The organism is Mesorhizobium sp. M8A.F.Ca.ET.181.01.1.1, from assembly GCF_004792025.1.
Taxonomy (GTDB): domain Bacteria; phylum Pseudomonadota; class Alphaproteobacteria; order Rhizobiales; family Rhizobiaceae; genus Mesorhizobium.
This window is the reverse complement of the sequence record NZ_SRTV01000007.1, coordinates 271,247-297,257: the sequence shown is the minus strand read 5'-3', so window position 1 is coordinate 297,257 and position 26,011 is coordinate 271,247. Positions and strand designations below refer to the sequence as shown.

Genomic DNA, 26,011 nt, shown 5'->3' with positions numbered 1-26,011 from the left:
TCCGGCGCCTTTTGATGCCATCCGCATCCACCACCAAACCCGAATTCCCCTGGTGGCTGGCCGTCGCCGCCATCCTTGCCTTGGCGGCGGCGCTGTTCATCGCCACCAGCGATCTCTACGCCCAGGTCTTCGCCACCGTCGCCAAGGGTATCGGCATCACCGTCTTCGTCACCGTCGTTGCCTTCGCCATGGCGTCGGTCATCGGTCTCGGCATCGCGCTGATGGGCCTGTCTGCTTCAACCTGGCTGCGGCAGATCGCGCGCTTCTATGTCGAGATCATCCGTGGCGTGCCGATCCTGGTGCTGCTGTTCTGGATCGCGTTTGCCGGCGCGCCGGCCTCCGTCGCGGCCTGGAACGCGCTGACCGCGCCGCTGCAGAATGCCGGCCTGTTCGGCGAGCTTCTGGTGCGCGACGTGTCGTTGCTGTGGCGCGCCATCATGGCGCTGACCATCGGCTATTCGGCCTTCATCTCGGAGGTCTTCCGGGCCGGCATCCAGTCGGTCGAGAAAGGCCAGATAGAGGCGGCGAAGGCTTTGGGGCTGAGTCGCGCGCAGCGCTTCCGGCTGGTCGTGTTCCCCCAGGCGATCCGCACCATCCTGCCGCCGCTCGGCAATGATTTCGTCGCCCTGGTCAAGGATTCCTCGCTGGTCTCGGTGCTCGGCGTCGCCGACATCACCCAGATGGGCAAGGTCTATGCGGCCGGCTCATTCCGCTTCTTCGAGACCTATTCGATAACGGCCTATATCTACCTCATCCTCACAGTCGGCCTTTCGCTGGCGCTCAGGACGCTGGAGCGGCGTTTGCGCCGCCAGCAGGAGGAATAGTTTTTCGGCAAGGACAGCGTTAGGCTCGGCTGCTGACCGGAGGAGGAGCTTGCCCATGAACATCGACAAGGCCAATGCGGCGCTGGATTCGGTCTACACCGCCGATACGCCCGAAACGCTGGCGCAGGCCTATGCCGCATGGGCGGCGACCTATGACAGCGAGACCGCCTCGCTCGGTTATCTCCTGCCGTTCCTGATCACCGCCTGGGTGGCGCGCCACGTGCCGGCGGGCGAGGGGCCGCTGCTCGACGCCGGCTGCGGCACCGGCCTGTCGGGACCTTCGTTGAAGGCGCTCGGCTACGGCGACATCGCCGGGCTGGATCTCTCGAACGACATGCTCAAGATCGCCGGCAGCCGCAACGCCTACAGCGAACTGAAGCAGGCGATGCTGGGCGGACCGCTGCCGTGGCCGGATGGGCATTTCCGAGCCTTCTTCTCGACCGGCGTGTTCACAATCAGCCATGCGCCGGCATCGAGCCTGCACGAACTGGTGCGCATCACGAAGAAGGGCGGCCACGCCATCTTCACCGTGCGCGACCAGGTGTTCGAGAGCGGCGGTTTTCAGGCTGTCTTCGACGAATTGGAGCAGGCAGGGAAATGGCGGGCGGTCGAGGCAAGCCCGTGGTTCCGCTGCTATGCGATCGGCGAGCCGGAGGCTCTGGTGAAGACGTTTGTGTTCGAGGTGCTTTGAGCGGACTTCCCTTCCCCCCTTGTGGGGGAAGGTGGATCGGCGCGATAGCGCCGAGACGGATGAGGGGTGTTCCAGGGGAAAGCCAGCGTCTCACTCCGCTGGAACACCCCTCATCCGTCGCCTGCGGCGACACCTTCTCCCACAAGGGGAGAAGGAAGAAGCGCTGACCCACGCCGCAATTGCCGAAAAGCCAAAACATTGCTATCTACCCGGCCATGGAAGAGCTTTTTGGCGATCCGGCTTACAAGGGATTCGTGCTGCAGGACAGAAAACGCCTGCCGTCGCGCTTTTCCGCGCGCGTGTCCGGCGCCCTGACCAGCCGACTTCGCTGATCCTGACGGCCGGCCGCGGGTTTGCGGCATCAGCTCTTTCCCATTCTCATATCGACGGATTTACGCACATGAGCGCACCGCGCACCCTCTACGACAAGATTTTCGACGACCATGTCGTCGACCGCCAGGACGACGGCACCTGCCTGCTCTATATCGACCGCCACCTCGTCCATGAAGTGACCAGCCCGCAGGCCTTTGAAGGCCTGCGCATGAGCGGCCGAAAAGTCCGCCATCCGGAAAAGACGCTGGCCGTGGTCGATCACAATGTCTCGACTTCGCCCGAGCGCAAGTTCGGCATCAAGAACGAGGAAAGCCGCATCCAGGTCGAGGCGCTGGCCAAGAACGCCAGGGATTTCGGCGTCGAGTATTATTCGGAGAACGACATCCGCCAGGGCATCGTCCACATCATCGGCCCCGAGCAGGGCTTTACGCTGCCCGGCATGACCATCGTCTGCGGCGACAGCCACACCTCCACCCATGGTGCTTTCGGCGCGCTGGCGCATGGCATCGGCACGTCCGAGGTCGAGCATGTGCTGGCGACGCAGACGCTGATCCAGCGCAAGGCCAAGAACATGCTTGTGCGCGTCGATGGCGTGCTGCCTGAAGGCGTCACCGCCAAGGACATCATCCTCGCCATCATCGGCGAGATCGGCACCGCTGGCGGCACCGGCTACGTCATCGAATATGCCGGCGAGGCGATCCGTGCGCTGTCGATGGAAGGCCGCATGACGATCTGCAACATGTCGATCGAGGGCGGTGCGCGCGCCGGCCTGATCGCGGCGGACGAGACCACCTTCGCCTATGTCAAGGACAAGCCGCGCGCGCCCAAGGGCGCTGCCTGGGACGCGGCGCTCGAATACTGGAAGACGCTGCGGACCGACGAAGGCGCGCATTTCGACAAGGTGATCGTGCTCGACGCGGCCAAGCTGCCGCCGATCGTCTCCTGGGGTTCCTCGCCCGAGGACGTCGTCTCCGTGCAAGGCATCGTGCCCAACCCGGAAGACATTCCAGACGAGAACAAGCGCACCTCCAAGCTGCGCGCGCTCGACTATATGGGCCTGACGCCAGGGACGAAAATCACCGACATCACGCTCGACCGCGTCTTCATCGGCTCCTGCACCAATGGCCGCATCGAGGATCTCCGCGCCGTCGCCAAGGTGGTCGAGGGCAAGACGGTCAGCCCGCATGTCGATGCCATGATCGTGCCGGGCTCCGGCCTGGTCAAGGAGCAGGCGGAAGCCGAGGGTCTCGACAAGATCTTCCGCGCCGCCGGGTTCGACTGGCGCGAGCCGGGCTGCTCGATGTGCCTTGCCATGAACGACGACCGGCTGAAGCCGCATGAACGCTGCGCCTCGACCTCGAACCGCAATTTCGAGGGCCGGCAGGGCTTCAAGGGCCGCACCCATCTGGTGTCGCCGGCGATGGCGGCGGCGGCGGCGATCGCCGGCCACTTCGTCGACATCCGCGACTGGAAGTAGGCCGTCCGATCCCGAGCGCATTCCAGGCCCCGGACCGCGTCGCTGTCCGGGGCCTTTCTTCATTCACGCGGCCGCATATGCGCCTTCGCTTAACCGCTTGTTTGGGCTTGCCCCCTATGGTCTTCCCCGACGTCAAACGAAGGGAAGTCACGGTCCTTTGGACACTGGCCTATTGATAGCGCTGCTCAATCCGACGATCGCGCTGGCGCTCGGCGCGGCGTTCCTCGTCCTGTGGTTCTATCAGCGCCATCGTCCCTACCTGGCGGTGCTGGCGCTCAGCTACTGCGTGTCGGCGCCGGGATTCCTGTTCCAGTATTTCACCTTGCCCATTGGCGTGGTGCTGACCAAGCTGGTGTCGAACATCTGCTTCTCCATCGCCGCCTGCTGCCTGTCCGGCGCCATCATTGCCCGCTATGGCAGGAAGGTGCCCGCAGTGGGAATCGCCGTTCTGGCGGGCGGCGGCCTTGCGGCCTTCGCGTGGTTCCTGTTCGTCACGCCGGATCTCACCTGGCGCATCCTGGCGATGAATTTCGGTTTCGGTGGCGTCAGCCTGCTCGTCGCCGCCGAACTGCGCCCGGTGCGCAACAATGGCCCGACAGAAATGATCCTGTTCGTGTTGTCGCTGCTGTCCAGCGTCAACTTCTTCGTACGCACCCTGGTGGTGGTCATCGCGCACGGGCCCTTCGCCAGTTATGACGGCTTCTACGGCTCGTCCTATTGGACGACGGCGCTGTTGTCGCACGCGCTGCTGTCGCTGCTGATCGCGCTTTGCCTCTTCACCGCCGCCGCGCTCGACGTGATGAAGGCACTAAAGACGGAAACCCATACCGATCCGCTTTCGGGGCTGCTCAACCGCCGAGGTTTCGGGGAGCGCGCGGCCATGCTGCTGCAGCGTTGCGCCGTGGCCAAATTCCCGGTGGCGCTGGTGCTGGCCGACCTCGACCATTTCAAGGCCCTCAACGACGTGCACGGGCACGCCGCCGGCGACCGGGTGATCGCGGACTTCGCCGCCAAACTGCGCTCGGCCACGGGAGCACGAGGTGCCGCGGGCCGTATCGGCGGGGAGGAGTTCGCCGTGCTCCTGCCGCTGACCGATCTCGCCGCCGCGCGGCTGTTCGCCGAAGCGGTGCGCACGGTCTATTCGGCCGGCGGCGTCGACGGGCTTCCCGCCGGCACCAAGGTCACCGCCAGTTTCGGCGTGGCGGCCCGCAGCGGCGACGAGACGCTGGAACCCTTGATGCGCCGGGCCGACGAGGCGCTTTACAAGGCCAAGAAAAACGGTCGCGACAGCGTGCGCCTTTCCTACGAGCGACCGGAGACGGTGTTCGTGCCGGAGCCGGTCAAGGCCTGCTGACCACCACCTCCGCGCTTCGCGTTAACGTCTTTTTCGCCCGTCGATGTTTAGCTGTCGGCGGGGGTTTGAGGATCTATGAACGGCGCCAACTTCATCCTGTTGATCAACCTGTCGGTTGCCGGCCTGCTGGCGGCATCCTTCATGGCGGTCTCGTTCCATGATGCCGGCCGCGCCCCGGCGCGCTGGCTGGCGTCAGGCTATGTCCTGGGCATGGCCTACTTTGCCATCGAATTCAGCATTCCCGCCTTCAGCGACGCGCGGCTTCCGGTGGCTGCCGCCTTCGCCGTCTTCCTTGGCGCCACCATTGCCTTCAATGGCGGGCTTGCGCGAAAATATGGCGTGGCGCCGCCATGGACGCCGATGCTGTTCTTCCTGGCCGCCGCCACCATCGCGGTCTATTTCGTGCAGGATCTGCCGCGCCAGTCGCTCACTCGCATGATGGCCTACCAGCTTCCCTACGCAGTCATGCAGTTCGTCGGCCTTGGCATCGTCTGGTCGTCGCGGCAAAGCCGTGGCCGGCTCGATCTGATCCTGATGGCGGTGCTTGCCGCCAGCGGCCTGCAGTTTGCCTCAAAGCCTTTCATCGCGCATGCGCTGGGCGGCTGGGGCGCCAATCCGCAGGCCTATCTGCAAAGCAGCTACGCGCTGGTGTCGCAGTCGCTCGGCACGGTCTTCGGGCTGGCGCTGGCGCTGCTCATTCTGGCCATCCTGGTCCGCGACATACTCGCCGAAGTGACATCGAAGTCAGAGATGGACACGCTGTCGGGCCTGCTCAACCGTGGCGGCTTCACGCGTCAGGCGGAGCTGGCCGTGCACGACGCCACGCGTTCGGGCATGCCGGTGGCGATGGTCATTGCCGATCTCGATCATTTCAAGACCATCAACGACAGTTTCGGCCATGCCTCCGGCGATCGGGTGATCGAGACCTTCGCCGGCCTGCTGCGAGAAGCGGCCGAGAGCCATCACGTGGTTGGCCGCATCGGTGGCGAGGAGTTTGCCGTTATCCTGTCAGGCGCCAATCTTGCAACCGCCCGGCTGTTCGCGGAAGGCACCCGCCACGCATTCGGCGCGTTGCCCATCAGCGGGCTGCCGGCCGACAGCCGCTGCACGTCGAGCTTCGGCATTGCCGAGCTTCACATCGGCGAGGGTTTCTCCGACCTGATGCGGCGTGCGGATGAAGCGCTCTATCTGGCAAAGAATGCCGGGCGCGACTGCGTGCGTGTCTCCACCGGGCCGGCCGATGGGCTGGCCGTTGTAAAAATCGGCCAGGCCCGTTTCAGCGGCAGGGGCTGAGCTGCGGCATCTCGCCATCGGAAAGGCCGTACATATAGGAGCGGCCCTTGACGAACACCGGCGGGCGATAGCAGTCGCCGTCGCCCGATATGTCGTCGGATTCGTTCTGGTAGATCACCTTGGGCTGGCCGGCGCTGGTGTAGTCGGACAGCTGCTTGGCCAGCTTGCCTTCGCCGACGATGATGCGCTTGTAGCCAGCGGCGCTGTCGATGACGAGATTGCCGAACGAATCGGCGTAGACGCGGTCATGGTGGCGCAAGCCGGCCTCGGCCGGCGCGGCCACCGCAACCGCAAGTGCCGTCAGCGTGACGGCCGCGAGGCTTGTCCGTACTGATTTGGCCCGCACTGATTTGGAACGCATGTCGCTCTCCCTTTGTCGGCGCGAGAGAGATCGCGCCCCGATCTGGTCCGAATCGGAAATTAACCCTTTCTTAACCTTTGTTAAGGGGCGGAGCGGTTCCGTGGCCGTTTCTTAATGAACATGGTTAATTTATAGGCGTCGCGTTCGAGTTGCCGCCGATATCCACGGCCGGCCGGCGTGGCCCGCTGGAATCCCGGGTGAACTTGATCTCGGCGCGCCGCGTGGCTAGCGTGCCCGGGCATGAGAGGGGCAGCACATGATGTTTGGCCGAACGGTTCGGGTGTCGTTCGTTATTCCGCTGCTTCTCGCGGCCGGTGCCTGTGTGCCGCAAGACGGCGCGCCCAAGGCAGCGAGCACGGTGACACCCGTGGTGGCGCCTGCCGCCCCCACCCAGCAACAGCCCGCGCCGCCGGCGACCAAGATCACCACGGACCTCACGGCGCCACGCTTCACCACGGGCACGGCCACCTATAGATGCGGCAATGGCGGCATGATCACCATCCAGAATTTCGGCACGTCGCTGCGTGTGGTGGGGCAGGAAGGCGCCACCGAGGAGTTCGCGGCGTCGCCGGCCAACCAGAGCAGCCGCTACCAGGCGGTGACGCATGACGCAATCGTGATCGACGGACGCGAGGCGCTGGTGATGAAGAGAGGGTCGACGCCGCAGACCTGCACCCGCTGACGCAAATCCCGACACGGCAGCGCCCCGGGCCAGACATGCTGCACTGCAGCGATATCGAGCCGGCTTCGGGTGTCCGGCCGCTAATCGATTGAAGCCGCATCCGACCTTTTAGTCAGACTAAATTACGTTTTCGAAACGGTTTTCTGGCTTTGACGCGGTGCAAAAAGAGCATTAGAAACCGGCTGTCCGAAGTCGCAACCGGAAGCGGCAATGCCGCATTTCCACCTGAGGCGGGAGACGCCGAACTGGGGCAGCCATGAGCAAATCACCAGCCACCCAAGCCAGACGCGAAAGGCCGCTTTCGCCGCACCTGACGGTCTACCGGCCGCCGATCACCATGACGATGTCGATCATCCATCGCATCACGGGTGGCGCGCTCTATTTCGGCACGCTGCTGGTCGCCGTCTGGCTGATGGCGGCGGCGAGTTCGCAAGCCACGTTCGACTGGGTGAACTGGGCTTTCGGCACCTGGCTCGGCCGGCTCATCCTGTTCGGCTACACCTGGGCGCTGATGCATCACATGCTGGGTGGTGTCCGCCATCTGGTCTGGGACACCGGCGCCGGCCTGGAAAAACACACGGCCTCGAAGATCGCCTGGGCGACGCTTGCCGGCTCGGTCCTGCTCACACTCCTGATCTGGATCGCCGGCTATATGGCGCGGGGGGCCTGACCATGAGCACCGGAAAGACCGACATGCGTACGCCGCTGGGCAAGGTCCGCGGCCTGGGCTCGGCCCGCGAAGGCACCGGGCATTTCTGGCGCCAGCGGCTGACGGCCATCGCCAACATCCCGCTGACGCTGTTCTTCGTCGGCTTCCTCATCGCGGTCAATGGTCATGGCTACGCGGAAGTGCGCGCGACGCTCGCCAATCCCTTCGTGGCCCTGGTGCTGGCGCTGATGCTCATCTCCGGGCTCTATCATATGCGGCTCGGCATGCAGGTGATCATCGAGGACTATCTGCATGGCGAGGGCATGAAGCTCGCGCTGATCGCACTCAACGCCTTCTTTTCGATAGCGGTCGGCGTCGCTTCGCTCTTCGCCCTGCTCAAACTGGCATTCGGAGGCTGAAGTCTTGGCCCAGGACACGAAATCAGCCAACACGGCAGGCTACACCTTTGTCGACCACAAGTTCGACGTGGTCATCGTCGGCGCCGGAGGCGCTGGCCTGCGCGCCACGCTCGGCATGGCCGAACAGGGCCTGCGCACGGCCTGCATCACCAAAGTGTTCCCGACGCGCTCGCATACGGTCGCCGCGCAAGGCGGCATCGCCGCCTCGCTCGCCAATATGGGTCCGGACAACTGGCAGTGGCACCTCTTCGACACCGTCAAGGGGTCGGACTGGCTGGGCGACATCGACGCGCAGGAATACATGGTGCGCGAGGCACCTGCGGCAGTCTACGAGCTCGAGCACTACGGCGTGCCGTTCTCGCGCACGGAAGAGGGCAAGATCTACCAGCGGCCCTTCGGCGGCATGATGATGAATTTCGGCGAAGGGCCGCCGGTGCAGCGCACTTGCGCGGCCGCCGACCGTACCGGTCATGCCATGCTGCACACGCTCTACGGCCAGTCGCTGAAGAACAACGCGCAGTTCTTCATCGAATATTTCGCGCTCGACCTGATCACGGAGCCGGACGGCACCTGCACCGGCGTGGTGGCCTGGAACCTCGACGACGGCACCATCCACCGGTTCTCCGCCAAGATGGTGGTGCTGGCGACCGGCGGCTATGGCCGCGCCTATTTCTCCGCCACTTCGGCGCATACCTGCACCGGCGACGGCGGCGGCATGGCGGCGCGCGCGGGGCTTGCGCTGCAGGACATGGAGTTCGTGCAGTTCCATCCGACCGGCATCTACGGCGCCGGCTGCCTGATCACCGAGGGCGCGCGCGGCGAGGGCGGCTATCTCGTCAATTCCGAGGGTGAGCGCTTCATGGAGCGCTATGCGCCGTCGGCCAAGGACCTTGCCTCGCGCGACGTGGTCTCACGCTGCATGACGATGGAGATCCGCGAAGGCCGCGGCGTCGGGCCGAAGAAAGATCACATCTTCCTGCACCTCGACCATCTCGACCCGGCCGTGCTGCATGAGCGGCTGCCGGGCATCTCGGAATCGGCCAAGATCTTCGCCGGCGTCGACCTGACCAAGGAGCCGATCCCGGTGCTGCCGACGGTGCATTACAATATGGGCGGCGTGCCGACCAATTACTGGGGCGAGGTGCTCAACCCGAATGCCGAAAATCCAGACCGGGTCTCGCCCGGCCTGATGGCGGTCGGAGAGGCCGCCTGCGCATCCGTGCACGGCGCCAACCGGCTGGGCTCGAATTCGCTGATCGATCTGGTCGTCTTCGGCCGTGCCGCGGCCATCCGCGCCGGCGAGGTGATCGACCGCAATTCGCCCATCCCTTCGCCCAACGCGGCTTCGGTCGAGAAGATCATGGACCGCTTCGACAGGCTGCGTCATGCCAACGGCTCAACGCCGACGGCGGTGCTGCGCGAGAAGATGCAACGCGCCATGCAGGAGGACGCTGCGGTGTTCCGCACGCAGGAATCGCTCGAAAAAGGCTGCAAGCGCGTTTCCGAGATCTGGGGCGAGCTCAAGGACATCAAGGTCACCGACCGCTCGATGATCTGGAATTCGGACCTGGTCGAGACGCTGGAGCTGGAAAACCTGATGGCCAACGCCATCACCACCGTCTATGGCGCCGAAGCGCGCAAGGAGAGCCGCGGCGCGCATGCGCGGGAGGATTTTTCCGCCCGTGACGATGCCAACTGGCGCAAGCACACGCTTGCCCATCTGAGCGAGGACGGCAATGTCACGCTGACCTACCGGCCGGTGCACACCGAGCCGCTGGTGGCCGAAAAGGACGGCGGCATCAGTCTCGCCAAGATCGCGCCGAAGGCGCGAGTGTACTGACAATGGCTACGGCGGCGGGATATTCCGGTACGCCCCTTCCGGCCAAGCTCGGCCTGAAGGACGGCATGATTGCCGCCTTCATCGCGTTGCCGAGGGAACTCGAGAGCCTCACAGGGGCCGTTGATTTCGCCGAGGTCGACCGGCTGGCCGAATGGTCCGACATTTCGGGCGCAACCCTGAAATACGATGCCGTCCACGCCTTCACCAGACAGCGCGCCGAGATCGAGGATCGCCTCGGCGCCGTCGAAGCGGCGATCAAGCGCGATGGCATGGTCTGGGTGTCCTGGCCAAAGAAGGCCTCGAAGGTGGTCACCGACGTCACCGAGGGCGTTGTCCGCGCTGAAGCGCTCAAGCTCGACCTTGTCGACGTCAAGGTCGCCGCCGTGAACGAAATCTGGTCCGGGCTGAAGCTCGTCATCCGAAAGGACCTGAGGTAATGGTCGAACTCACGCTTCCCAAGAATTCCAAGGTCCAGCAGGGCAAGACCTGGCCGAAGCCGGAAGGCGCGACCAACCTGCGCGAATACCGCATCTACCGCTGGTCGCCGGACGATGACGAGAACCCGCGCATGGACACCTATTTCGTCGACATGGACGATTGCGGGCCGATGGTTCTCGACGCGCTGCTCTACATCAAGAACAAGATCGATCCGACGCTGGCCTTGCGCCGCTCCTGCCGCGAAGGCATTTGCGGCTCCTGCGCCATGAACATCGACGGCTCGAACACGCTCGCCTGCACCAAGGGCTGTGACGACATTTCCGGCGCCGTCAAGGTCTACCCGCTGCCGCATATGCAGGTGGTCAAGGACCTGGTGCCGGACCTCACCAATTTCTATGCCCAGCACGCCTCGATCGAGCCGTGGCTGAAGACGGTGTCGCCGACGCCAGCCAAGGAATGGCTGCAGAGCCATAAGGACCGCGAGAAGCTCGACGGGCTTTACGAGTGCATCCTGTGTGCCTGCTGCTCGACGTCCTGCCCGAGCTACTGGTGGAACGGCGACCGCTATCTCGGCCCGGCGACACTGCTGCAGGCCTATCGCTGGCTGATCGACAGCCGCGACGAGGCCAAGGGCGAACGACTCGACAATCTGGAAGACCCGTTCCGGCTCTATCGCTGCCACACCATCATGAATTGCGCGCAGACCTGCCCGAAGGGGCTGAATCCCGCGAAGGCGATCGCCGAAATCAAGAAGATGATGGTGGAGAGACGGGTTTAGGCCTTCGCTTGCGGCAATCTCCAACGCAGCGATCCTTCGCGCCCCCCTTTGTCCTGCCGGACATCTCCCCCACGGATGGGGAGATTGGCCGTCATCCTGGCTTTGGCCAATCTCAAGGTTGAAAGATCGGGCGCCGTCGGCGAAGCTGCCGATCCCCCATGGGGGGAGATGTCCGGCAGGACAAAGGGGGGCGCTGTCCGGCGAGCGTCAGAAAGGATAGCAGCCCAATGACTGACCTTCCCATCCTCTCTCCCGTCGAAGCGCGCGTGCTTGGCTGCCTGATCGAGAAGAAGGAGCTGACGCCGGACGTCTATCCGCTGACGCTCAATGCGGCACTTGCCGCGGCCAACCAGAAGACGGCGCGTGAGCCTGTCATGGCGCTGGAACAGACAGAGGTGCACCGGGCGCTGAAGCTGCTTGAGCAGAAAGGGCTGGTGCGGCAGATGTTCGGCTCGCGCGTCGAGCGCTACGAGCACCAGATGGCGCAGCGCTTTTCACTGACCACGCCGCAGACCGCCTTGCTTGGCCTGCTCTTGCTGCGCGGACCGCAGACGGCGCATGAACTGCTGGCGCGAGCCGAGCGCATGGCACGGTTTTCGTCGATCGAGGATCTGCGCGGAGAACTCGACATGCTGATCGGCCGCCGGCCGCCGTTGGTGCAGGAAATTCCGCGCGGGCCGGGCCAGCGCGAGGACCGCTATGTGCATCTGCTCGCCGGCCCGGTGGACGTCGCAGCGCTATCGGCGCAACGGAGTGTGACGGCGATGCCTGCCTCCGACCTGGAAGCACGGTTGGAGGCGCTGGAGCAGGAAGTCGCGGCACTACGCGCGCGGCTTGATGCGCTGGGCGCTTAGCCCTCTTCTCTGATTAACGTGCCCGGCGCGACCATGCGCGCCGGATTTCACACGGGATGCCGCAATCTCAGCCCAGCCTGGCGTCGAGCGAAACCTTGATGGCGCCGAGCGCCTTGGAGACCGGGCATTCGGCCTTGGCCTTCTCGGCCAGTTCCTTGAACTTCGCAGCATCGATGCCGGGCACCTTGCCGACCAGCGTGATCGCGCTGCCGGTAATGCCAGTGCCCGGAATCAGCGTTACCACCGCCTTGGCGTCGAGCTCGGCCGCCGGCGTGCCGTTCTCGGCCAGGAAATGCGAGAGCTGCATGGCGTAGCAGCCGGCATGGGCCGCGGCGATCAACTCTTCCGGATTGGTGCCGGACTTGCCGCTTTCGTCCTCGAAGCGCGCCTTGAACGAATAGGGTGTACCCTTCAGGGTTCCGCTCTGCGTGTCGAGCGTGCCCTTGCCTTCTTTCAGATTGCCTTTCCAGACGGCGTTTGCGGTGCGGTCCATGGAGTCCTCCTGGGTTGTCGTGAACTTGTCCTGGGTGAGTCAGCTTCAGGCCAACTATAGCGCGGGCGTGCGCGAAGACCACTGCGCTGTTTGCACCACGGCGCGATGACGGCCCCCTTCTTCCGGGAAAAATATGCATGCAAAAATGTCGGCTTCCATCCGGGCCGACCGTCCTGCGGGCGGCCACGGGAATTGTGGCCGGATGGAGGTTCACATGGACAATCTGTTTTTCGCGCTGTGGAAGAGGCCGGGCCGCGGGCCGGAGCGAGAGGAAGACTTCTGGCTGGACCCGCCGGCGTCCGGCTTCGGCAGGCTGCTGGCCGCTGTTGCCATCATTGTGGTCGCGGCATGCCTTCTCGATCATGCGGCGGCGGTCGACCGCAAGGCTGACATGGTTGTCGCCGCATCCTATGGTTTGGCGCAGGAAGGGAGCTTGAAATGAAATATGTCTGTCTGGTCTATGGTGAGGAAAAAGATCTTTATGCACTTACCGCCGAAAGGTCGGCCAAACTCGACGCCGACTCGCTGGCCTACGACAGGTCATTGGATCAACAAGGCAAGCTGATCGTCGCGCAGGCACTGCAATCGGTGACGACAGCCAAGACCGTGCGCCGTCGCACGGGCAAGCGGTTGATCATCGATGGGCCCTTCGCCGAAACCAAGGAGCAGTTGCTTGGCTTCGTCATGGTCGAGGCCGAAAATCTCGACGAGGCGCTGGACATTGCCGCCGGCATTCCGCTGGCCGAAATCGGCACGATCGAGGTTCGGGCCGTCTACGACATACCGGGGTCATAGGCGGCCCCCGGCTTCGATGGCGCGAACCGGCTTGTTTACCCGCCTAAGCTTCACCAGCCACGAATTGTTTTTTCTTCGTTAGAGGCAACTCTTGCGTGTTGAAGCAACGCGACAGTTCTCCTATCGTCGCCGGGATTTTCGGGGGATTTGGACATGCCTTTCCTGATTGCTGTCCTTGGCGTGCTCGGCGCGGCGGCGTTCTGGTGGTACCGGATGAAGGCGATGAACGACGCCGCGCGCGAGGTCGCCGACGTCGTCGGGCGCGTGCAAGGCAACATCAGGCGCAAGAAACTGCGCAAGCAGGCCGCGCTCTCGCCGCTGACGGCGATCGACGATCCGGTTGTGGCCGCCGCGACGCTGATCACCGCGATGGTTTCGGAAGATGGCCCGATTCTGCCGCAGCGCGAGGCCGTCATTCGCGAGGTGATTTCGCAGATCGCGGCCGGCCAGAAGAAGACCGACGAGGCGGTTGTCTATGCCAAGTGGGCTGCCTCGCAAATAGACGACACCACCATTGTCATCGACAAGCTAGCACCCTTCTTGCGCGAGCGCCTCGACCCGAGCGAACGGGACGATCTGCTGCAGATGCTGAACCGGGTTGCTCAAGGCGGTGAGCGGGGCCTGAAGATACCGGACCAGCGCATGCTGCGGCTGCGCCAGAAGCTCGGTTTTGAAGTGAACTAGGACCCTTGGGTCCATCGGCAGTTCGCAGACCTTGGTGATTGATGACGAAGCTGGGCAGGTTCAGATCGCCTCGCCCTTCAGCAGCCTTGGCGTGCCGGCGGAAAGGCCCGATGCCTGGCGGATGAAGAACTCCTTCAGCCGTGGCATGCGTTCCACGAGGCCGAGGCCGATGTCGCGGACGGTGCGCAGCGGGGTGATGTCGTTGGAAAACAGCCGGTTCAGCACATCCGTCGTGACGCCCATCTGCACCGTGTCGAAACGGCGCCATTGCTGGTAGCGTTCCAGCACGTCGAGCGCGCCGATGTCCTGGCCGAGCCGGTCGGCCTCGACGATCACCTCGGCAAGTGCGGCTACATCCTTGAAGCCGAGATTGAGGCCCTGGCCGGCGATCGGATGGATGCCGTGCGCGGCGTCGCCGGCAAGTGCGATGCGCGGCGCGACGAAGGCGCGCGCGATGGTGAGGCCGAGCGGCCAGGCGCGCGGCTTGTCGGCGACGCGGATTTCTCCCAACTTGAGGCCGAAGCGCTGTTCGAGTTCATGCTCGAAGACGAGATCGTCGCCTTCCACGAGCGTTTTGGCGTCTTCCGTCCGTTCGACCCAGACGATCGACGAACGGTTGGTGCCGTCCTCGTCGGGTTTCAGCGGCAGCGTGGCGAAGGGGCCGGCGGGCAGGAAATGCTCTTCGGCGCGACCATTGTGCGGCCGCTCGTGAGCGACGGTGCAGACGATGCCGGACTGGCCGTATTCCCACTTGACCGTCTTGATGCCGGCCATGTCGCGCAGTTTCGAATTGACGCCGTCGGCGGCAACCAGCAGCCGCGCCGTCAACGTGGCGCCGTCGGCCAGGTGCACCGTGATGCCGGCGCCATTGGTCTCAAAACCTTGCACCGCCACGCCTTCGATGATGTCGATGCCGAGCCTTTCGGCTTTGGCCCGCAAGGCGCCGTTCAACGCCCGGTTGGCGACCATGTGCGCGAAGGGTTCGCCCGGCGCCACCTCGCCGCCGAAGGTCAGGAAAACCGGGCGCACCGGATCGGCGCTGCGTGAATCGGTGATGATCATCTCGGTGATCGCTTGCGCCCTCGGCGCGATTTCGGCCCAGACGCCGAGCTGGTCGAGCATGCGGCACGCGGCCGCGGCGATGGCCGAGGCGCGGCCATCCCTTTGCCAGGATCCGGCGGGCGCCGCATCGACCAGCGCCACGGCGAGGCCCGGCCGTGCCTGCTTCAGCGAGACGGCGGCGGCCAGGCCGACATAGCCGGCACCGGCGACGAGAACATCGAGCCCGGATCTGGTCTTGGCGTCCGCCTTGCGTTCCATTGTCCTGGCTCCTTCTCTCGGCGACCCTTTGGGCGCGCCGACCGGGGGCTCGCGCCCTTGACGGCTCGTTCTTCCTGTCGGAAACGGCCATAGCAATTTTGCGGCGAGGTCACAAAACATGACGGCGGCGATCGACGAGCTTCTGCGCATTCTCGACCTCGAGAGGCTGGAACACAATCTGTATCGTGGTCGCAGCCCCCAGGTGGAGTGGCAGCGCGTGTTCGGCGGCCAGACCATCGCCCAGGCGCTGGTGGCGGCGCAGCGCACGGTGGAGCCGGACCGTTTCGTGCATTCGCTGCACGGCTATTTCATGCGCCCGGGCGACATCAAGGTGCCGATCATCTACGAGGTCGACCGCATCCGCGACGGCGGTTCCTTCACCACGCGGCGCGTGCTGGCGATCCAGCACGGACAGGCGATCTTTTCGCTGGAGGCTTCGTTCCAGGTCGACGAGAAAGGGCTCGAGCATCAGTTCGCGCTGCCCGACGACGTGCCGCCGCCGGAAGGGCTGAAGACGCAGCGCCAGCTGCTCGAAACTGCCGACCGGGTGCCGGAAGCGGTGCGCCGTTTCTGGGCGCGCGAGCGGCCGCTGGAACTGAGACCCGTCAATCTCCAGCATTATGAAAGCCGCGACAAGCTGCCGCCCCGGCAGAATGTCTGGATCCGCCTTGCCGGTCCCGTCCCCGACGACCGCGCGCTGCAGTCGGTGCTGCTCGCCTATCTCTCCGACATGACGCTGCTCGACACCTCGACCTTCGCGCATGGGCGCGGCCTGTTCGATCCCGACATCCAGGCCGCCAGCCTCGACCATTCGATGTGGTTCCACCGGCCGCATTCGCTCGATGGCTGGCTGCTCTATGCACAGGACAGTCCCTCGAGCTCGGGATCGCGCGGTTTCAGCCGCGGCACGCTCTATGCCCGTGACGGCACGCTGATTGCCTCGATGGCACAGGAAGGCCTGATCCGGCTCAAGCGTTGAGCACTTTGCGGGTCTTGTTTGAGCATGATCTTTTCCGAAACCCAGCCTCGCCTTTTCGGGGTCACTCCCAAAGCCGGCAAAATAGGCAATTTCGAAAAATTGCATAATTTTTGAGCATATGATGCACCGCAGGCGTCAGCACCTGCCGGTTCCGGCCACTCCATTCCCTTTGTTTACAACAGGTTAATACCCTGCTTCGGCACTTGGCACGGAGCTTGAATCCTTGGGGGCACTCTCCGGCTCCTCGGGATCGGTGAAGGTGTGCAAACGCGGGGGACCGCAACAGCAAAGGGTGAAACCTTATGAAAATCGTGATGGCAATCATCAAGCCGTTCAAGCTGGACGAGGTGCGCGAGGCGCTCACCGCCGTCGGCATCCAGGGCCTGACCGTCACCGAAGTCAAAGGCTACGGGCGTCAGAAGGGACATACGGAAATCTATCGCGGGGCGGAATACGCGGTCTCCTTCCTGCCGAAGATCAAGATCGAAGTCGCGGTCGCGGCCGACATGGTCGACAAGGCCGTCGAAGCCATCACCGCCGCAGCCAAGACCGGTCAGATCGGCGACGGCAAGATCTTCGTTTTCGGCATCGACCAGGCGGTGCGCATCCGCACCGGCGAAACAGACACCGACGCACTCTGAGCGGCGAACACGTATTCCAATGGAGAGTTCAATGAATATTCCTTCTACCTTGAAGACGACGGGACGGGCGGCCCTGCTGGGCTCGCTCGCTCTCGCAGCGTTGGGCAGCGTCGCCGCCTTCGCGCAGGAAGCCGCACCCGCTGCGGCGGCTGCCGCGCCGGCTGCCGCTCCGACCCCGGTGCTCGATACCGGCAACACCGCCTGGATGCTGACCTCGACGGCGCTGGTGCTGATGATGACCATCCCGGGCCTGGCGCTGTTCTACGGCGGCATGGTGCGCAAGAAGAACGTGCTTGCCACCATCATGCAGAGCTTCGCCATCACCTGCCTGGTGACGGTGCTGTGGTTCATGTTCGGCTATTCGCTGGCCTTCTCCGACGGCGGCGGCATGAATGCCTATCTCGGCGGCACCTCGAAATTCTTCCACCACGGCATCACCACCGCGAGCCTGTGGCTGCCGGGTGTGGCCAACATCCCTGAATTCGTCTTCTCGATGTTCCAGATGACCTTCGCCATCATCACGCCGGCGCTGATTGCCGGCGCCTTCGCCGAACGCTTCAAGTTCTCGGCGCTGCTGATCTTCATGGCGCTGTGGCTGCTGGTCGTCTACGTGCCGATCGCGCATTGGGTCTGGGGTGGCGGTTTCCTCGGTACGGCTGGCGTTCTCGACTTCGCCGGCGGCACGGTCGTCCACATCAATGCCGGTGTGGCGGGCCTCGTCTGCGCGCTGGTGCTCGGCAAGCGCGAAGGCTATGGCACCACCAACATGGCACCGCACAACCTTGTCTATTCGGTCATCGGCGCATCGCTGCTGTGGGTCGGCTGGTTCGGCTTCAACGCCGGTTCGGAACTGGCGGCCGACGGCCTTGCCGGTGCCGCCATGCTCAACACCCAGGTCGCCACAGCCGCCGCGGCTCTGGCCTGGATGTTCGCCGAATGGATCATCGCCAAGAAGCCTTCCGTGCTCGGCATCATCTCGGGCGCCGTGGCCGGCCTCGTCGCGGTGACGCCGGCTTCCGGTTTCGTAAATCCGACCGGCGCCTTCATCGTCGGCATCGTCGCCGGCGTCGTCTGCTACCTCTCGGCGGTCAAGGTGAAGCACATGTTCGGCTATGACGACTCGCTCGATGCCTTCGGCGTGCATGGCGTCGGCGGCGTGATCGGCGCCTTGCTGACCGGCGTGCTCGCCGACCCGGCGATCAACAGCCTCTCATCGGGCGCTTCGCTCGGCAAGCAGATCTACGGTGTCGCCGTCACCATTATTTGGACGGCGGTTGCCACCTTCGTCATCCTCTACGTCGTCAAGGCGCTGGTCGGCCTGCGTCCCACCACCCAGGAAGAGGTCGAAGGCCTCGACATTTCCCAGCATGGCGAAGTGGTGCCGTAAGGCATCCTTGCCACGGGGCCGGCGGAACCCTCCTCCCGCCGGCCCCATACCTCCAGGCACTTCCGGAAAACCGCAAAGGCACTTTTCCTGGAATTGCTGGAGTTCTTTGTTTTTACGCAATTCCGGACGGAAAACCGCGAAAGCACTTTTCCTGGAATTGCTCGAGTTCTTTGTTTTTACGCAATTCCGGACGGAAAACCGCAAAAGCACTTTTCCTGGAATTGCTTTGAAAAGCATCCCGTCGTGACGTCCTCGAAAGGGACTCACGCCTTGAGGCCCGGATCGCTCCGGGCCTCTTTTTTTGGCAAATTCTTCTTTCTGGTGGAGATCAACTTCGCGCAATCACGTTCGCGTGAAGGAGATTTTCGAGGAAACATCGACCGCCCTGTCTCCGAACTGTGGAGGCGCCCGTCGTTCTGACGCTCGTGTTTCGAAACATAGGGAAGGAATTTGCTCATGAACCTCAAGGATATCTGCCTCGGGGCACTCGCGCTTTCCATGGTCAGCGGCTTTGCATTTGCCGGCGCACTGGATGAGCCGGACAACATGGCGCCGTTCTTCACCGATTCCAGCATGAAAACCATGAAGCCGATGGAGGAATTCAAGGCAGCTTTCATGGCCATGCCGAAGGAGAAGCAGGACGCCATGATGAAGGAATGCCAGGACGCGGCGATGAGCAAGCCGCACGCCGAGTTCTGCGCCAATGTGAAGATGCTCGGCGGCGCCAACAAGTAAACGCACGGCCGACCCGACCAATGGATGGCGGGCCGAAGCGCCCGCCATTTTCATGTAACGCGAGCGCTGGAGGTGTCGATGTCGAAAGGACGATCGCCGCAGCCTTATAGTTAATGCGCCCTTAACCTTCCCACGCCTAGTCTGGCATCCGAATCTGCCGGAGTGCGTCATGCGCTCGGGCCAGGCAATCACTGACGGGGAAGAGCATGCGTTCAGGGGCTTCAGCACCGCTCGCGCTGACCGATACCGGGGGCGGCATCCAGGCATTCGCGCGGCGCCAGGTCGGCCGGCTGGTCGGCGCCGGCCTGTTCGCGTTCACCGCCTTCGCCGTCGCAAGCCTCGCGACCTGGAACGTCGCCGACCCGAGCTTCTCGCACGCCACCGCCAACACCGTCACCAACGCCATGGGCTATGCCGGCGCGGTCTTCTCCGACCTTGCGATGCAGTTCTTCGGCCTTGCCGCGGTTGCCGCGCTGGTTCCGGCCGTCGTCTGGGGCTATCTGCTGTTTTCGGCGCGCGGCGTCGACCGGCTGCCCAAGCGCGGGCTGTTCTGGTTCGGTTTTGCGCTGCTCGCCGCCGCGATCGCGGGCTGCGTGGTTCCGCCCAAGACCTGGCCGCTGCCTACCGGCCTCGGCGGCGTCTTCGGCGACATGGTGCTCAAGATTCCCGGCGTCCTCATCGGCGGCTATCCGACCGGACTGGTCGCCAGCGTGCTCGCCATATTGCTGGCTGCACCGGCGCTCTGGCTGTTCGCCTATGGCGCGGCGCTGATCGGGCGCAAGAACGGCTTCGCCGTGATGGAAGAACCGGCCGCGGCGGACCCGCGCGAGGACGAGCTTCTCTTCGACAATGACGAGGACGAGGGTGACGAGGGCATATTGGCGCTCGGCGCCATCACCCATTGGTGGCTGTCGTTGCGCGCGTGGATGCATCGCCGCGCGGTGCGCCGCAGGCAGGAGCGCGATGAGTTCGAGCCGGAGATGGAGCCACGCGCCAGTGCTTGGCGACGTGCCGCCGAACGGGTCGAGTCGGCCGAGTTCGCCGAATCCCGCATGAGCCAGGACGGCCGCGCCCGTGTCGAACCGGAATTCTTCGCCGCCATGGTGAACGACCGCGGCGTCTCCGTCGATCCGGCCGACGACGATGTCTTCGGCCGCGACGACGAGGACATGGATTTCGACGACGAGCCCGTCGCCCAGCGGCGTGCCCCCACTGCCAAGGTCCAGCAATTCCGTTCCGATGCCGCCACCCGGGTCGAGGCGCCGGCGGCGCGACCTGTGCCTGGCGCCCGCGTCCAGCGCGAGGCGCAGACCTCGCTGATCGGTTCGGACACGTTCGAAATGCCGTCGCTGCATTTCCTGTCCGAACCCAAGAACGTCGCGCGCGACCCAAGTCTTTCCAAGGACGCGCTGGAACAGAACGCGCGCCTGCTCGAAGGCGTGCTGGAGGATTTCGGCGTCAAGGGCGAGATCATCGCCGTTCGCCCGGGTCCGGTCGTCACCCTTTACGAGCTCGAACCCGCGCCGGGCATCAAGTCGTCGCGCGTCATCGGCCTTTCCGACGACATCGCCCGCTCGATGAGTGCGATCGCCTGCCGCGTCGCCGTGGTACCCGGCCGCAACGCCATCGGCATCGAACTGCCAAACGCCAAGCGCGAGACGGTTTATCTCAGGGAGATCATGGCCAGCCGCGATTTCGAGACGACCAAGGCCAAGCTGGCGCTGGCGCTGGGCAAGACCATCAACGGCGAGGCCGTCATCGTCGACATCGCCAAGATGCCGCACGTGCTGGTCGCCGGCACCACCGGTTCGGGCAAGTCGGTCGCCATCAACACGATGATCCTGTCGCTGCTCTACCGGCTCACGCCGCAGGAATGCCGGCTGATCATGATCGATCCGAAGATGCTCGAACTCTCCGTCTATGACGGCATTCCGCATCTTTTGACGCCGGTCGTGACCGATCCGAAGAAGGCCGTGGTGGCGCTGAAATGGACCGTGCGCGAGATGGAGGACCGCTACCGCAAGATGTCCAAGGTCGGCGTGCGCAACATCGACGGTTTCAACGCCCGCGTCCAACAGGCCGAGAAGAAGGGCGAAAAGATCTCGCGCACCGTACAGACCGGCTTCGACCGCCAGACCGGCGAGGCGATCTACGAGACCGAGAATCTCGATCTCGAGCCGATGCCCTATATCGTTGTCATCATCGACGAAATGGCCGACCTGATGATGGTCGCCGGCAAGGACATCGAAGGCGCCGTCCAGCGCCTGGCGCAGATGGCGCGCGCCGCCGGCATCCATGTCATCATGGCGACGCAACGTCCCTCGGTCGATGTCATCACCGGCACCATCAAGGCGAATTTCCCGACCCGCATCTCCTTCCAGGTGACGTCGAAGATCGACAGCCGCACCATTTTGGGCGAGCAGGGCGCCGAGCAGCTGCTCGGCATGGGCGACATGCTCTACATGGCCGGTGGCGGCCGCATCCAGCGCGTGCACGGGCCGTTCGTCTCCGATGACGAGGTCGAGAAGATCGTCGGGCACCTGAAGCTGCAGGGCGTGCCGGAATATCTCGACGCCATCACCGAGGATGACGGCGAGGACGACGACGAGCCGTCCGGAAAGGGCGGTTCCGGTGGCGGAAGCGGTGGCAATTTCGAGGATTCCGACGATCCCTACGATCAAGCGGTCTCGGTGGTGCTGCGCGACGGCAAGGCCTCGACCAGCTACATCCAGCGGCGTCTGGGCATCGGCTATAACAGGGCCGCCTCGATCATCGAGAAGATGGAAAAGGAAGGCATTGTCGGCCCGGCCAACCATGCCGGAAAACGCGAAATCCTGGTGCCGACCGAAGACGACAAATTCTAGCTGGTGGGAGTTCGCGGCAACTTTGAACCTGCTGGCGCGTTCAAGCGATTGAGCAGCGAGCGCCTCGCCAAACTTCAGCCCAACTGGGGGTTCACGACAGCGACCAAATCAGGAATCAAACGAGAGTGACCGATATGAAAAACGATCTTTCAGCGCTCAGCGATCTTGCCCCGACACGCCGCCAGTTGCTTGGCCTCGGTCTTGTGTTCGCCGGTGCCGCCGCCCTCAACGTGGTGCCCGGATTCGAGCTGCTGGCCTCGGCGCAGGCGGCCGCGCCTCCGGCGGCGCAAAAGATCGCCGACCATTTCTCAGCGGTCAAATCGATGAGCGGCGAATTCGTCCAGTTCGGCCCCAAAGGCGAGCAGACCGGCGGCAAATTCTTCCTGGAACGGCCGGGCAAGATCCGCTTCAATTATGACGGAGCTTCGAATTTCCGGGTGATTTCCGACGGCAGATCAGTTGCCATCCTCAACAAGAAACTGAACACGTCGGACCTTTATCCGCTATCAAAGACGCCGCTGAAGCTGCTGCTCGACGACCGCATCGACCTCTCCGGCGACCGCGTCAAGAGCGTCAAGGAAGAGGACGACCTCACCACCATCCAACTCTCCGACAGGTCGGTTTTCGGCAATGCGCGAATCACCATGATGTTCGACCCGAAAACCTACGACCTGCGGCAGTGGACGATTACCGACGCGCAGGGCAAGGACACGACGGTGATGATCTTCAACACCAAGGAAGGCGTCAGTTTCGCGCCGGACACCTTCGCCATCGACTATACGGCCAATCGCGAGCTGAACACGAAAACCAGGTAGGTTTCGTCGCCTCGCTTGTCTTTCCGGCGTGCGGCTGGCAGTAGTTCGGCGATCTCTCGCCGGACCTTGCCGCATGCCCTTTTCGATCGCGACCTGGAACATCAACTCCGTGCGCCTGCGCATGCCGATCATCGAACGCCTGCTCGATGAGTATGCGCCCGATGTGCTTTGCCTGCAGGAAACCAAGGTCCCGGACGAGCTCTTTCCCGAAAAAGCCTTTCGCAGGGTCGGCTATCCCTACATCGCATTCCATGGCCAGAAGGGCTATCACGGCGTGGCGACGGTGGCGCGGCGGCCGATCGAGGTCGTCGAAAGGCGCCGCTTCTGCGATATCGAGGACAGCCGGCATCTGTCGGTGACGGTGCGGGCCGGCGGCAAGACAATCCTGCTGCACAATTTCTACGTTCCCGCGGGCGGCGACGAACCGGATCCCGAGATCAACAGGAAGTTCAGGCACAAGCTCGATTTCGTCGCCGAGATGAATGCCATCCGGGCCGAGCATGACGAGGTGTCGGCCTCGGTTCTGGTCGGAGACCTCAATATCGCGCCGCTGGAGCATGATGTCTGGTCGCACAAGCAATTGCTCAACGTGGTCAGCCACACGCCGGTCGAGACCGAAAACTTCGAGGCGATGCGGCTGGCCGGCGGCTGGGTCGACCTGATGCGGCTCAACGTGCCTTCGGAACAGAAGCTTTACACCTGGTGGAGCTATCGTGCGCAGGATTGGGAGGCGTCCAATCGCGGCCGACGGCTCGACCATGTCTGGTCGTCGCCAAACCTGGTGCCTGATTTTGCCGGCTATGAGATCCTCCGGCAGGCACGTGGCTGGGACCGGCCTTCGGACCATGTGCCGGTCATCGCCAGGTTTGATCTGGATTAGTGCCACGTAGGTTTCGCGACGAATGTAGTGTGGTTCCGCTGGTTGTGCCTCAACCCGAAAAGCGCGGGGCCAGTTCCTCGATGCGGCGGATCATGTCGTGGAATTCCTCGGAGATGCGCTGGTGCAGTTTCACCGCCAATTCCGGATACTCCTCGAGGATGCGCCGGAACATCTTGCGGCTCAGCCTTATCACTTCCGAGTCGATTTCGGCCGAGGCGCTGGTCAGCCGGTTGGTGTCGGCGATCAGCGCCAGTTCGCTGAGCATCGTGCCGGGGCCGACTTTTCCAATCGGGATGCGCTCGCCATTTTGCTCGCGATAGAGCACGATGAGCCCGCTGACCACGACATAGGCCGAGTCGGCCACGTCGTCCTCGCGATAAAGCTTGTGGTCCGCCTGCACCAAAGTGGTCTCGGCACCGAAGGCGAGCAGGCGCAGCTGTTCCTGCGTGAAGCCCTCGAAAAGCCTCACGGCGGACAGGATGCGGATGTCGTCATCCAGCGCCATCTAGCTGTGTCCCCGAACGGTCAGTCCAATCCCTCCTCTGCGGTACGCTTCCTGAATCCCCCTCCAACAGGATCGTACCCGAAAACGGCCCCGTCCAGACCGCTCATTGGATAGTGAAATGTTTAAGGAACCAGCTTGTAGCCGCCGCTTTCTGTCACAAGAATTTCGGCATTGGAAGGATCACGCTCGATCTTCTGGCGCAGACGGTAGACATGGGTTTCCAGCGTGTGCGTGGTGACGCCGGAATTGTATCCCCACACTTCCTCCAGCAGCACGTCACGCGTTACCACCTTCTGGTCGGCGCGATAGAGATATTTGATGATCGAGGCCTCCTTTTCCGTCAGCCGCACCTTGCCGCCGCGCGGGTCAATGAGCAGTTTCTGGCTGGGCTTGAAGGTGTAGGGGCCGACCGAGAAGGTCGCGTCCTCGCTCTGCTCGTGCTGGCGCAACTGCGCCCGGATACGGGCAAGCAGCACGGCGAAGCGGAACGGCTTGGTCACATAGTCGTTGGCGCCGGCCTCGAGGCCCAGAATCGTGTCCGAATCGGTGTCGTGGCCGGTCAGCATGATGATGGGCGCCTTGTAGCCGCCCTTGCGCAGGATCTTCACCGCTTCCCTGCCATCCATGTCGGGCAAGCCGACATCCATGATGAGCAGATCGATGAGCCCGCCGCGCGCAGCGGTGACGCCTTTTGCCGCAGTGGATTCCTGCAGCACGTCGAATTCCTCGTAGAGGGACAGTTGCTCGACCAATGTGCCGCGCAGGTCGTCATCGTCGTCGACGATCAGGATGGTACGTGAGGTCATGGATCAATCCGTTGTTTTGAAAAGTGAATTCAGTTGACCGCTGCGTATTTATGCGGAAGCTGGCCGGCACAATAGCCGATCACAGTGATTTGTTCCGTGGCACGATCATACAAGAAAAAACGCGATCGCAATGCAGCCGGCGCAATTTTGGCAAAAGGGCTGCCCGTACTGACCGTGCGGGCGAGGCCCGGCCACCCAAGCCAAGGCCTGCTGCAGGCCGGCAAAACGGTGTTTGCGTGCGCGCTCGGGCGCGGCGGCATCTCGTCCGGCAAGCGGGAAGGCGACGGCGCCACGCCGCTCGCTTCGATGCGCATCCTGGCGGGCTATTTTCGGGGGGATCAGTTTGCCGCCGGCCGCAAGACGCGGCTGGCTATGGCGCCGATCGGGCCGGATCTCGGCTGGTGCGAGGTACCAGACGACCGCAACTATAACAGGCCGGTCAGGATTCCCTATGGCGCCAGCCACGAACGCATGCGGCGCGACGACCGGCTCTATGACGCCTGCCTGGTGCTCGACTGGAATATCGCGCCGCGCCGCCGCGGGCGCGGCAGCGCCATCTTCTTCCACCTGGCGCGCCCCGGCTTTACGCCGACGGAAGGTTGCGTGGCGGTGACCGCGCGCACGATGGCGCGGCTTTTGCCGCTGCTGTCGGACCGGACGGTGGTGAGGGTGGTGAGGTAAGGAATAGGGAATAGGGAATAGGGAATAGGGAATAGGGAAAGTCTTCAGTAGGAGCAGGCACGCCCAGGCCCCATCATCTGCCCTACTCCCTACTCCCTACTCCCTACTCCCTACTTCCTACCTCTTCCTATTCCGCTGCCAGCCGATGTCGAGAAGGCCCAGCCGGCCGGTCTCACGGTCCATGGCCTTCGCGATGTCCTTGCGGGCGGCGCCGATATCGCGCAACTGGCGGTCGGACAGGTCCTCGACGTCCTGGTGGGCAAGATTGATCGCGACCCTGGCCTGCCGCAGCCAATCACGGGCAGCCGACAGCCAGCTTGGCCGGGCGATGTATGCAGGGTGAAGAACGATGTGAGACATGATGGGATTCCTATACTCCGGACATCAAATCCGGTTTGATGGTGTTTTGATGCCGCGATCATGCCGGATTGGA

The 26,011-nt window shown here is 63.7% G+C and carries 29 protein-coding genes; 23 read left to right on the top strand and 6 right to left on the bottom strand.

Annotated elements, in window-relative coordinates:
* Window positions 1-14 precede the first annotated feature (14 nt).
* The 5 genes from EN824_RS24610 (at window position 15) to EN824_RS24585 (ending at window position 5,972) form a co-directional block, all read left to right on the top strand.
* Window positions 15-824: an amino acid ABC transporter permease gene (locus EN824_RS24610; RefSeq protein WP_127276792.1), complete on the top strand. Its 810-nt coding sequence runs from the start codon at window positions 15-17 to the stop codon at window positions 822-824.
* Between the two features lie 55 nt (window positions 825-879).
* Window positions 880-1,515 carry a class I SAM-dependent methyltransferase gene (locus EN824_RS24605; RefSeq protein ID WP_127276790.1) on the top strand — a complete coding sequence of 212 codons (636 nt, stop codon included), beginning with the start codon at window positions 880-882 and terminating at the stop codon, window positions 1,513-1,515.
* A gap of 400 nt (window positions 1,516-1,915) precedes the next feature.
* Window positions 1,916-3,325, top strand: coding sequence for a 3-isopropylmalate dehydratase large subunit (gene leuC / locus EN824_RS24595; protein WP_135863418.1), 1,410 nt, complete (start codon window positions 1,916-1,918; stop codon window positions 3,323-3,325).
* A 157-nt stretch (window positions 3,326-3,482) separates the two neighbouring features.
* Window positions 3,483-4,679: a GGDEF domain-containing protein gene (locus EN824_RS24590; protein WP_135883207.1), complete on the top strand. Its 1,197-nt coding sequence runs from the start codon at window positions 3,483-3,485 to the stop codon at window positions 4,677-4,679.
* Between the two features lie 75 nt (window positions 4,680-4,754).
* Window positions 4,755-5,972, top strand: a complete 1,218-nt coding sequence (locus EN824_RS24585; protein WP_135863416.1) for a GGDEF domain-containing protein — start codon at window positions 4,755-4,757, stop codon at window positions 5,970-5,972.
* Here the strand turns inward: EN824_RS24585 and EN824_RS24580 are convergent.
* Window positions 5,956-6,318, bottom strand: a complete 363-nt coding sequence (locus EN824_RS24580; protein ID WP_127872906.1) for a hypothetical protein — start codon at window positions 6,316-6,318, stop codon at window positions 5,956-5,958. The genes EN824_RS24585 and EN824_RS24580 overlap by 17 nt on opposite strands.
* Window positions 6,319-6,589: 271 nt before the next feature.
* Here EN824_RS24580 and EN824_RS24575 point away from each other — a divergent pair, with 271 nt between their 5' ends.
* The 7 genes from EN824_RS24575 to EN824_RS24540 all read left to right on the top strand — a co-directional run bounded on the left by EN824_RS24575 (window position 6,590) and on the right by EN824_RS24540 (window position 11,993).
* A complete protein-coding gene (locus tag EN824_RS24575) occupies window positions 6,590-7,015 on the top strand; it encodes a hypothetical protein (RefSeq protein ID WP_135863414.1) in 426 nt (141 codons plus the stop codon).
* A 256-nt stretch (window positions 7,016-7,271) separates the two neighbouring features.
* Window positions 7,272-7,685, top strand: a complete 414-nt coding sequence (gene sdhC / locus EN824_RS24570; RefSeq protein ID WP_127276780.1) for a succinate dehydrogenase, cytochrome b556 subunit — start codon at window positions 7,272-7,274, stop codon at window positions 7,683-7,685.
* A 2-nt stretch (window positions 7,686-7,687) separates the two neighbouring features.
* On the top strand, window positions 7,688-8,083 hold the full coding sequence (sdhD, locus tag EN824_RS24565; protein WP_135916574.1) for a succinate dehydrogenase, hydrophobic membrane anchor protein: 396 nt from the start codon (window positions 7,688-7,690) through the stop codon (window positions 8,081-8,083).
* 4 nt (window positions 8,084-8,087) lie between these two features.
* The gene (gene sdhA / locus EN824_RS24560) at window positions 8,088-9,923 is read left to right on the top strand and encodes a succinate dehydrogenase flavoprotein subunit (RefSeq protein ID WP_135932783.1); all 1,836 of its coding nucleotides are present in this window, start codon (window positions 8,088-8,090) and stop codon (window positions 9,921-9,923) included.
* A 2-nt stretch (window positions 9,924-9,925) separates the two neighbouring features.
* Window positions 9,926-10,360: a DUF3052 domain-containing protein gene (locus tag EN824_RS24555; protein WP_127872833.1), complete on the top strand. Its 435-nt coding sequence runs from the start codon at window positions 9,926-9,928 to the stop codon at window positions 10,358-10,360.
* Window positions 10,360-11,139, top strand: coding sequence for a succinate dehydrogenase iron-sulfur subunit (locus EN824_RS24550; protein WP_135921982.1), 780 nt, complete (start codon window positions 10,360-10,362; stop codon window positions 11,137-11,139). The genes EN824_RS24555 and EN824_RS24550 overlap by 1 nt, the downstream gene beginning before the upstream one ends.
* Before the next feature lie 227 nt (window positions 11,140-11,366).
* Window positions 11,367-11,993: a DUF480 domain-containing protein gene (locus EN824_RS24540; RefSeq protein ID WP_127276769.1), complete on the top strand. Its 627-nt coding sequence runs from the start codon at window positions 11,367-11,369 to the stop codon at window positions 11,991-11,993.
* A 67-nt stretch (window positions 11,994-12,060) separates the two neighbouring features.
* Here the strand turns inward: EN824_RS24540 and EN824_RS24535 are convergent, their stop codons facing one another.
* Window positions 12,061-12,486 (bottom strand): OsmC family protein, encoded by a 426-nt coding sequence (locus EN824_RS24535; RefSeq protein ID WP_135932782.1) that lies wholly within the window; start codon window positions 12,484-12,486, stop codon window positions 12,061-12,063.
* Between the two features lie 214 nt (window positions 12,487-12,700).
* Here EN824_RS24535 and EN824_RS24530 point away from each other — a divergent pair, with 214 nt between their 5' ends.
* The 3 genes from EN824_RS24530 to EN824_RS24520 all read left to right on the top strand — a co-directional run bounded on the left by EN824_RS24530 (window position 12,701) and on the right by EN824_RS24520 (window position 13,965).
* Window positions 12,701-12,928: a hypothetical protein gene (locus EN824_RS24530; protein ID WP_127872836.1), complete on the top strand. Its 228-nt coding sequence runs from the start codon at window positions 12,701-12,703 to the stop codon at window positions 12,926-12,928.
* Complete coding sequence (locus tag EN824_RS24525; RefSeq protein ID WP_127276761.1) at window positions 12,925-13,281, top strand: YciI family protein; 357 nt, start codon at window positions 12,925-12,927, stop codon at window positions 13,279-13,281. The genes EN824_RS24530 and EN824_RS24525 overlap by 4 nt, the downstream gene beginning before the upstream one ends.
* Window positions 13,282-13,434: 153 nt before the next feature.
* Entirely contained in the window at window positions 13,435-13,965 is a 531-nt protein-coding gene (locus EN824_RS24520; protein ID WP_135932781.1) for a hypothetical protein, read from the top strand.
* Between the two features lie 60 nt (window positions 13,966-14,025).
* Here the strand turns inward: EN824_RS24520 and EN824_RS24515 are convergent, their stop codons facing one another.
* Window positions 14,026-15,285, bottom strand: a complete 1,260-nt coding sequence (locus EN824_RS24515; protein ID WP_135932780.1) for a ubiquinone biosynthesis hydroxylase — start codon at window positions 15,283-15,285, stop codon at window positions 14,026-14,028.
* A gap of 118 nt (window positions 15,286-15,403) precedes the next feature.
* On the opposite strand from EN824_RS24515, the gene tesB reads away from it, so the two are divergent.
* The 7 genes from tesB (at window position 15,404) to EN824_RS24480 (ending at window position 23,586) form a co-directional block, all read left to right on the top strand.
* Window positions 15,404-16,264, top strand: coding sequence for an acyl-CoA thioesterase II (gene tesB / locus EN824_RS24510; protein ID WP_023771879.1), 861 nt, complete (start codon window positions 15,404-15,406; stop codon window positions 16,262-16,264).
* 302 nt (window positions 16,265-16,566) lie between these two features.
* Window positions 16,567-16,905 (top strand): P-II family nitrogen regulator, encoded by a 339-nt coding sequence (locus tag EN824_RS24505; RefSeq protein WP_127280023.1) that lies wholly within the window; start codon window positions 16,567-16,569, stop codon window positions 16,903-16,905.
* Between the two features lie 31 nt (window positions 16,906-16,936).
* Window positions 16,937-18,292, top strand: coding sequence for an ammonium transporter (locus EN824_RS24500; RefSeq protein WP_127280024.1), 1,356 nt, complete (start codon window positions 16,937-16,939; stop codon window positions 18,290-18,292).
* A gap of 456 nt (window positions 18,293-18,748) precedes the next feature.
* Complete coding sequence (locus tag EN824_RS24495; RefSeq protein WP_127280025.1) at window positions 18,749-19,027, top strand: hypothetical protein; 279 nt, start codon at window positions 18,749-18,751, stop codon at window positions 19,025-19,027.
* Window positions 19,028-19,233: 206 nt separating this feature from the next.
* On the top strand, window positions 19,234-21,891 hold the full coding sequence (locus EN824_RS24490; RefSeq protein ID WP_127872839.1) for a DNA translocase FtsK: 2,658 nt from the start codon (window positions 19,234-19,236) through the stop codon (window positions 21,889-21,891).
* A 134-nt stretch (window positions 21,892-22,025) separates the two neighbouring features.
* Entirely contained in the window at window positions 22,026-22,706 is a 681-nt protein-coding gene (locus EN824_RS24485) for an outer membrane lipoprotein carrier protein LolA (RefSeq protein ID WP_127278263.1), read from the top strand.
* Between the two features lie 73 nt (window positions 22,707-22,779).
* A complete protein-coding gene (locus EN824_RS24480) occupies window positions 22,780-23,586 on the top strand; it encodes an exodeoxyribonuclease III (protein ID WP_135916576.1) in 807 nt (268 codons plus the stop codon).
* Between the two features lie 49 nt (window positions 23,587-23,635).
* Here the strand turns inward: EN824_RS24480 and EN824_RS24475 are convergent, their stop codons facing one another.
* Together EN824_RS24475 and EN824_RS24470 are read right to left on the bottom strand one after the other, a co-directional pair.
* Window positions 23,636-24,091 carry a cyclic nucleotide-binding domain-containing protein gene (locus EN824_RS24475; RefSeq protein WP_135932779.1) on the bottom strand — a complete coding sequence of 152 codons (456 nt, stop codon included), beginning with the start codon at window positions 24,089-24,091 and terminating at the stop codon, window positions 23,636-23,638.
* 122 nt (window positions 24,092-24,213) lie between these two features.
* Window positions 24,214-24,897: a response regulator transcription factor gene (locus EN824_RS24470; RefSeq protein ID WP_027145512.1), complete on the bottom strand. Its 684-nt coding sequence runs from the start codon at window positions 24,895-24,897 to the stop codon at window positions 24,214-24,216.
* 144 nt (window positions 24,898-25,041) lie between these two features.
* On the opposite strand from EN824_RS24470, the gene EN824_RS24465 reads away from it, so the two are divergent.
* A complete protein-coding gene (locus EN824_RS24465; protein WP_167531445.1) occupies window positions 25,042-25,578 on the top strand; it encodes a L,D-transpeptidase in 537 nt (178 codons plus the stop codon).
* Window positions 25,579-25,695: 117 nt separating this feature from the next.
* Here the strand turns inward: EN824_RS24465 and EN824_RS24460 are convergent, their stop codons facing one another.
* Window positions 25,696-25,938: a hypothetical protein gene (locus EN824_RS24460; RefSeq protein WP_127278259.1), complete on the bottom strand. Its 243-nt coding sequence runs from the start codon at window positions 25,936-25,938 to the stop codon at window positions 25,696-25,698.
* Between the last annotated feature and the right edge of the window lie 73 nt (window positions 25,939-26,011).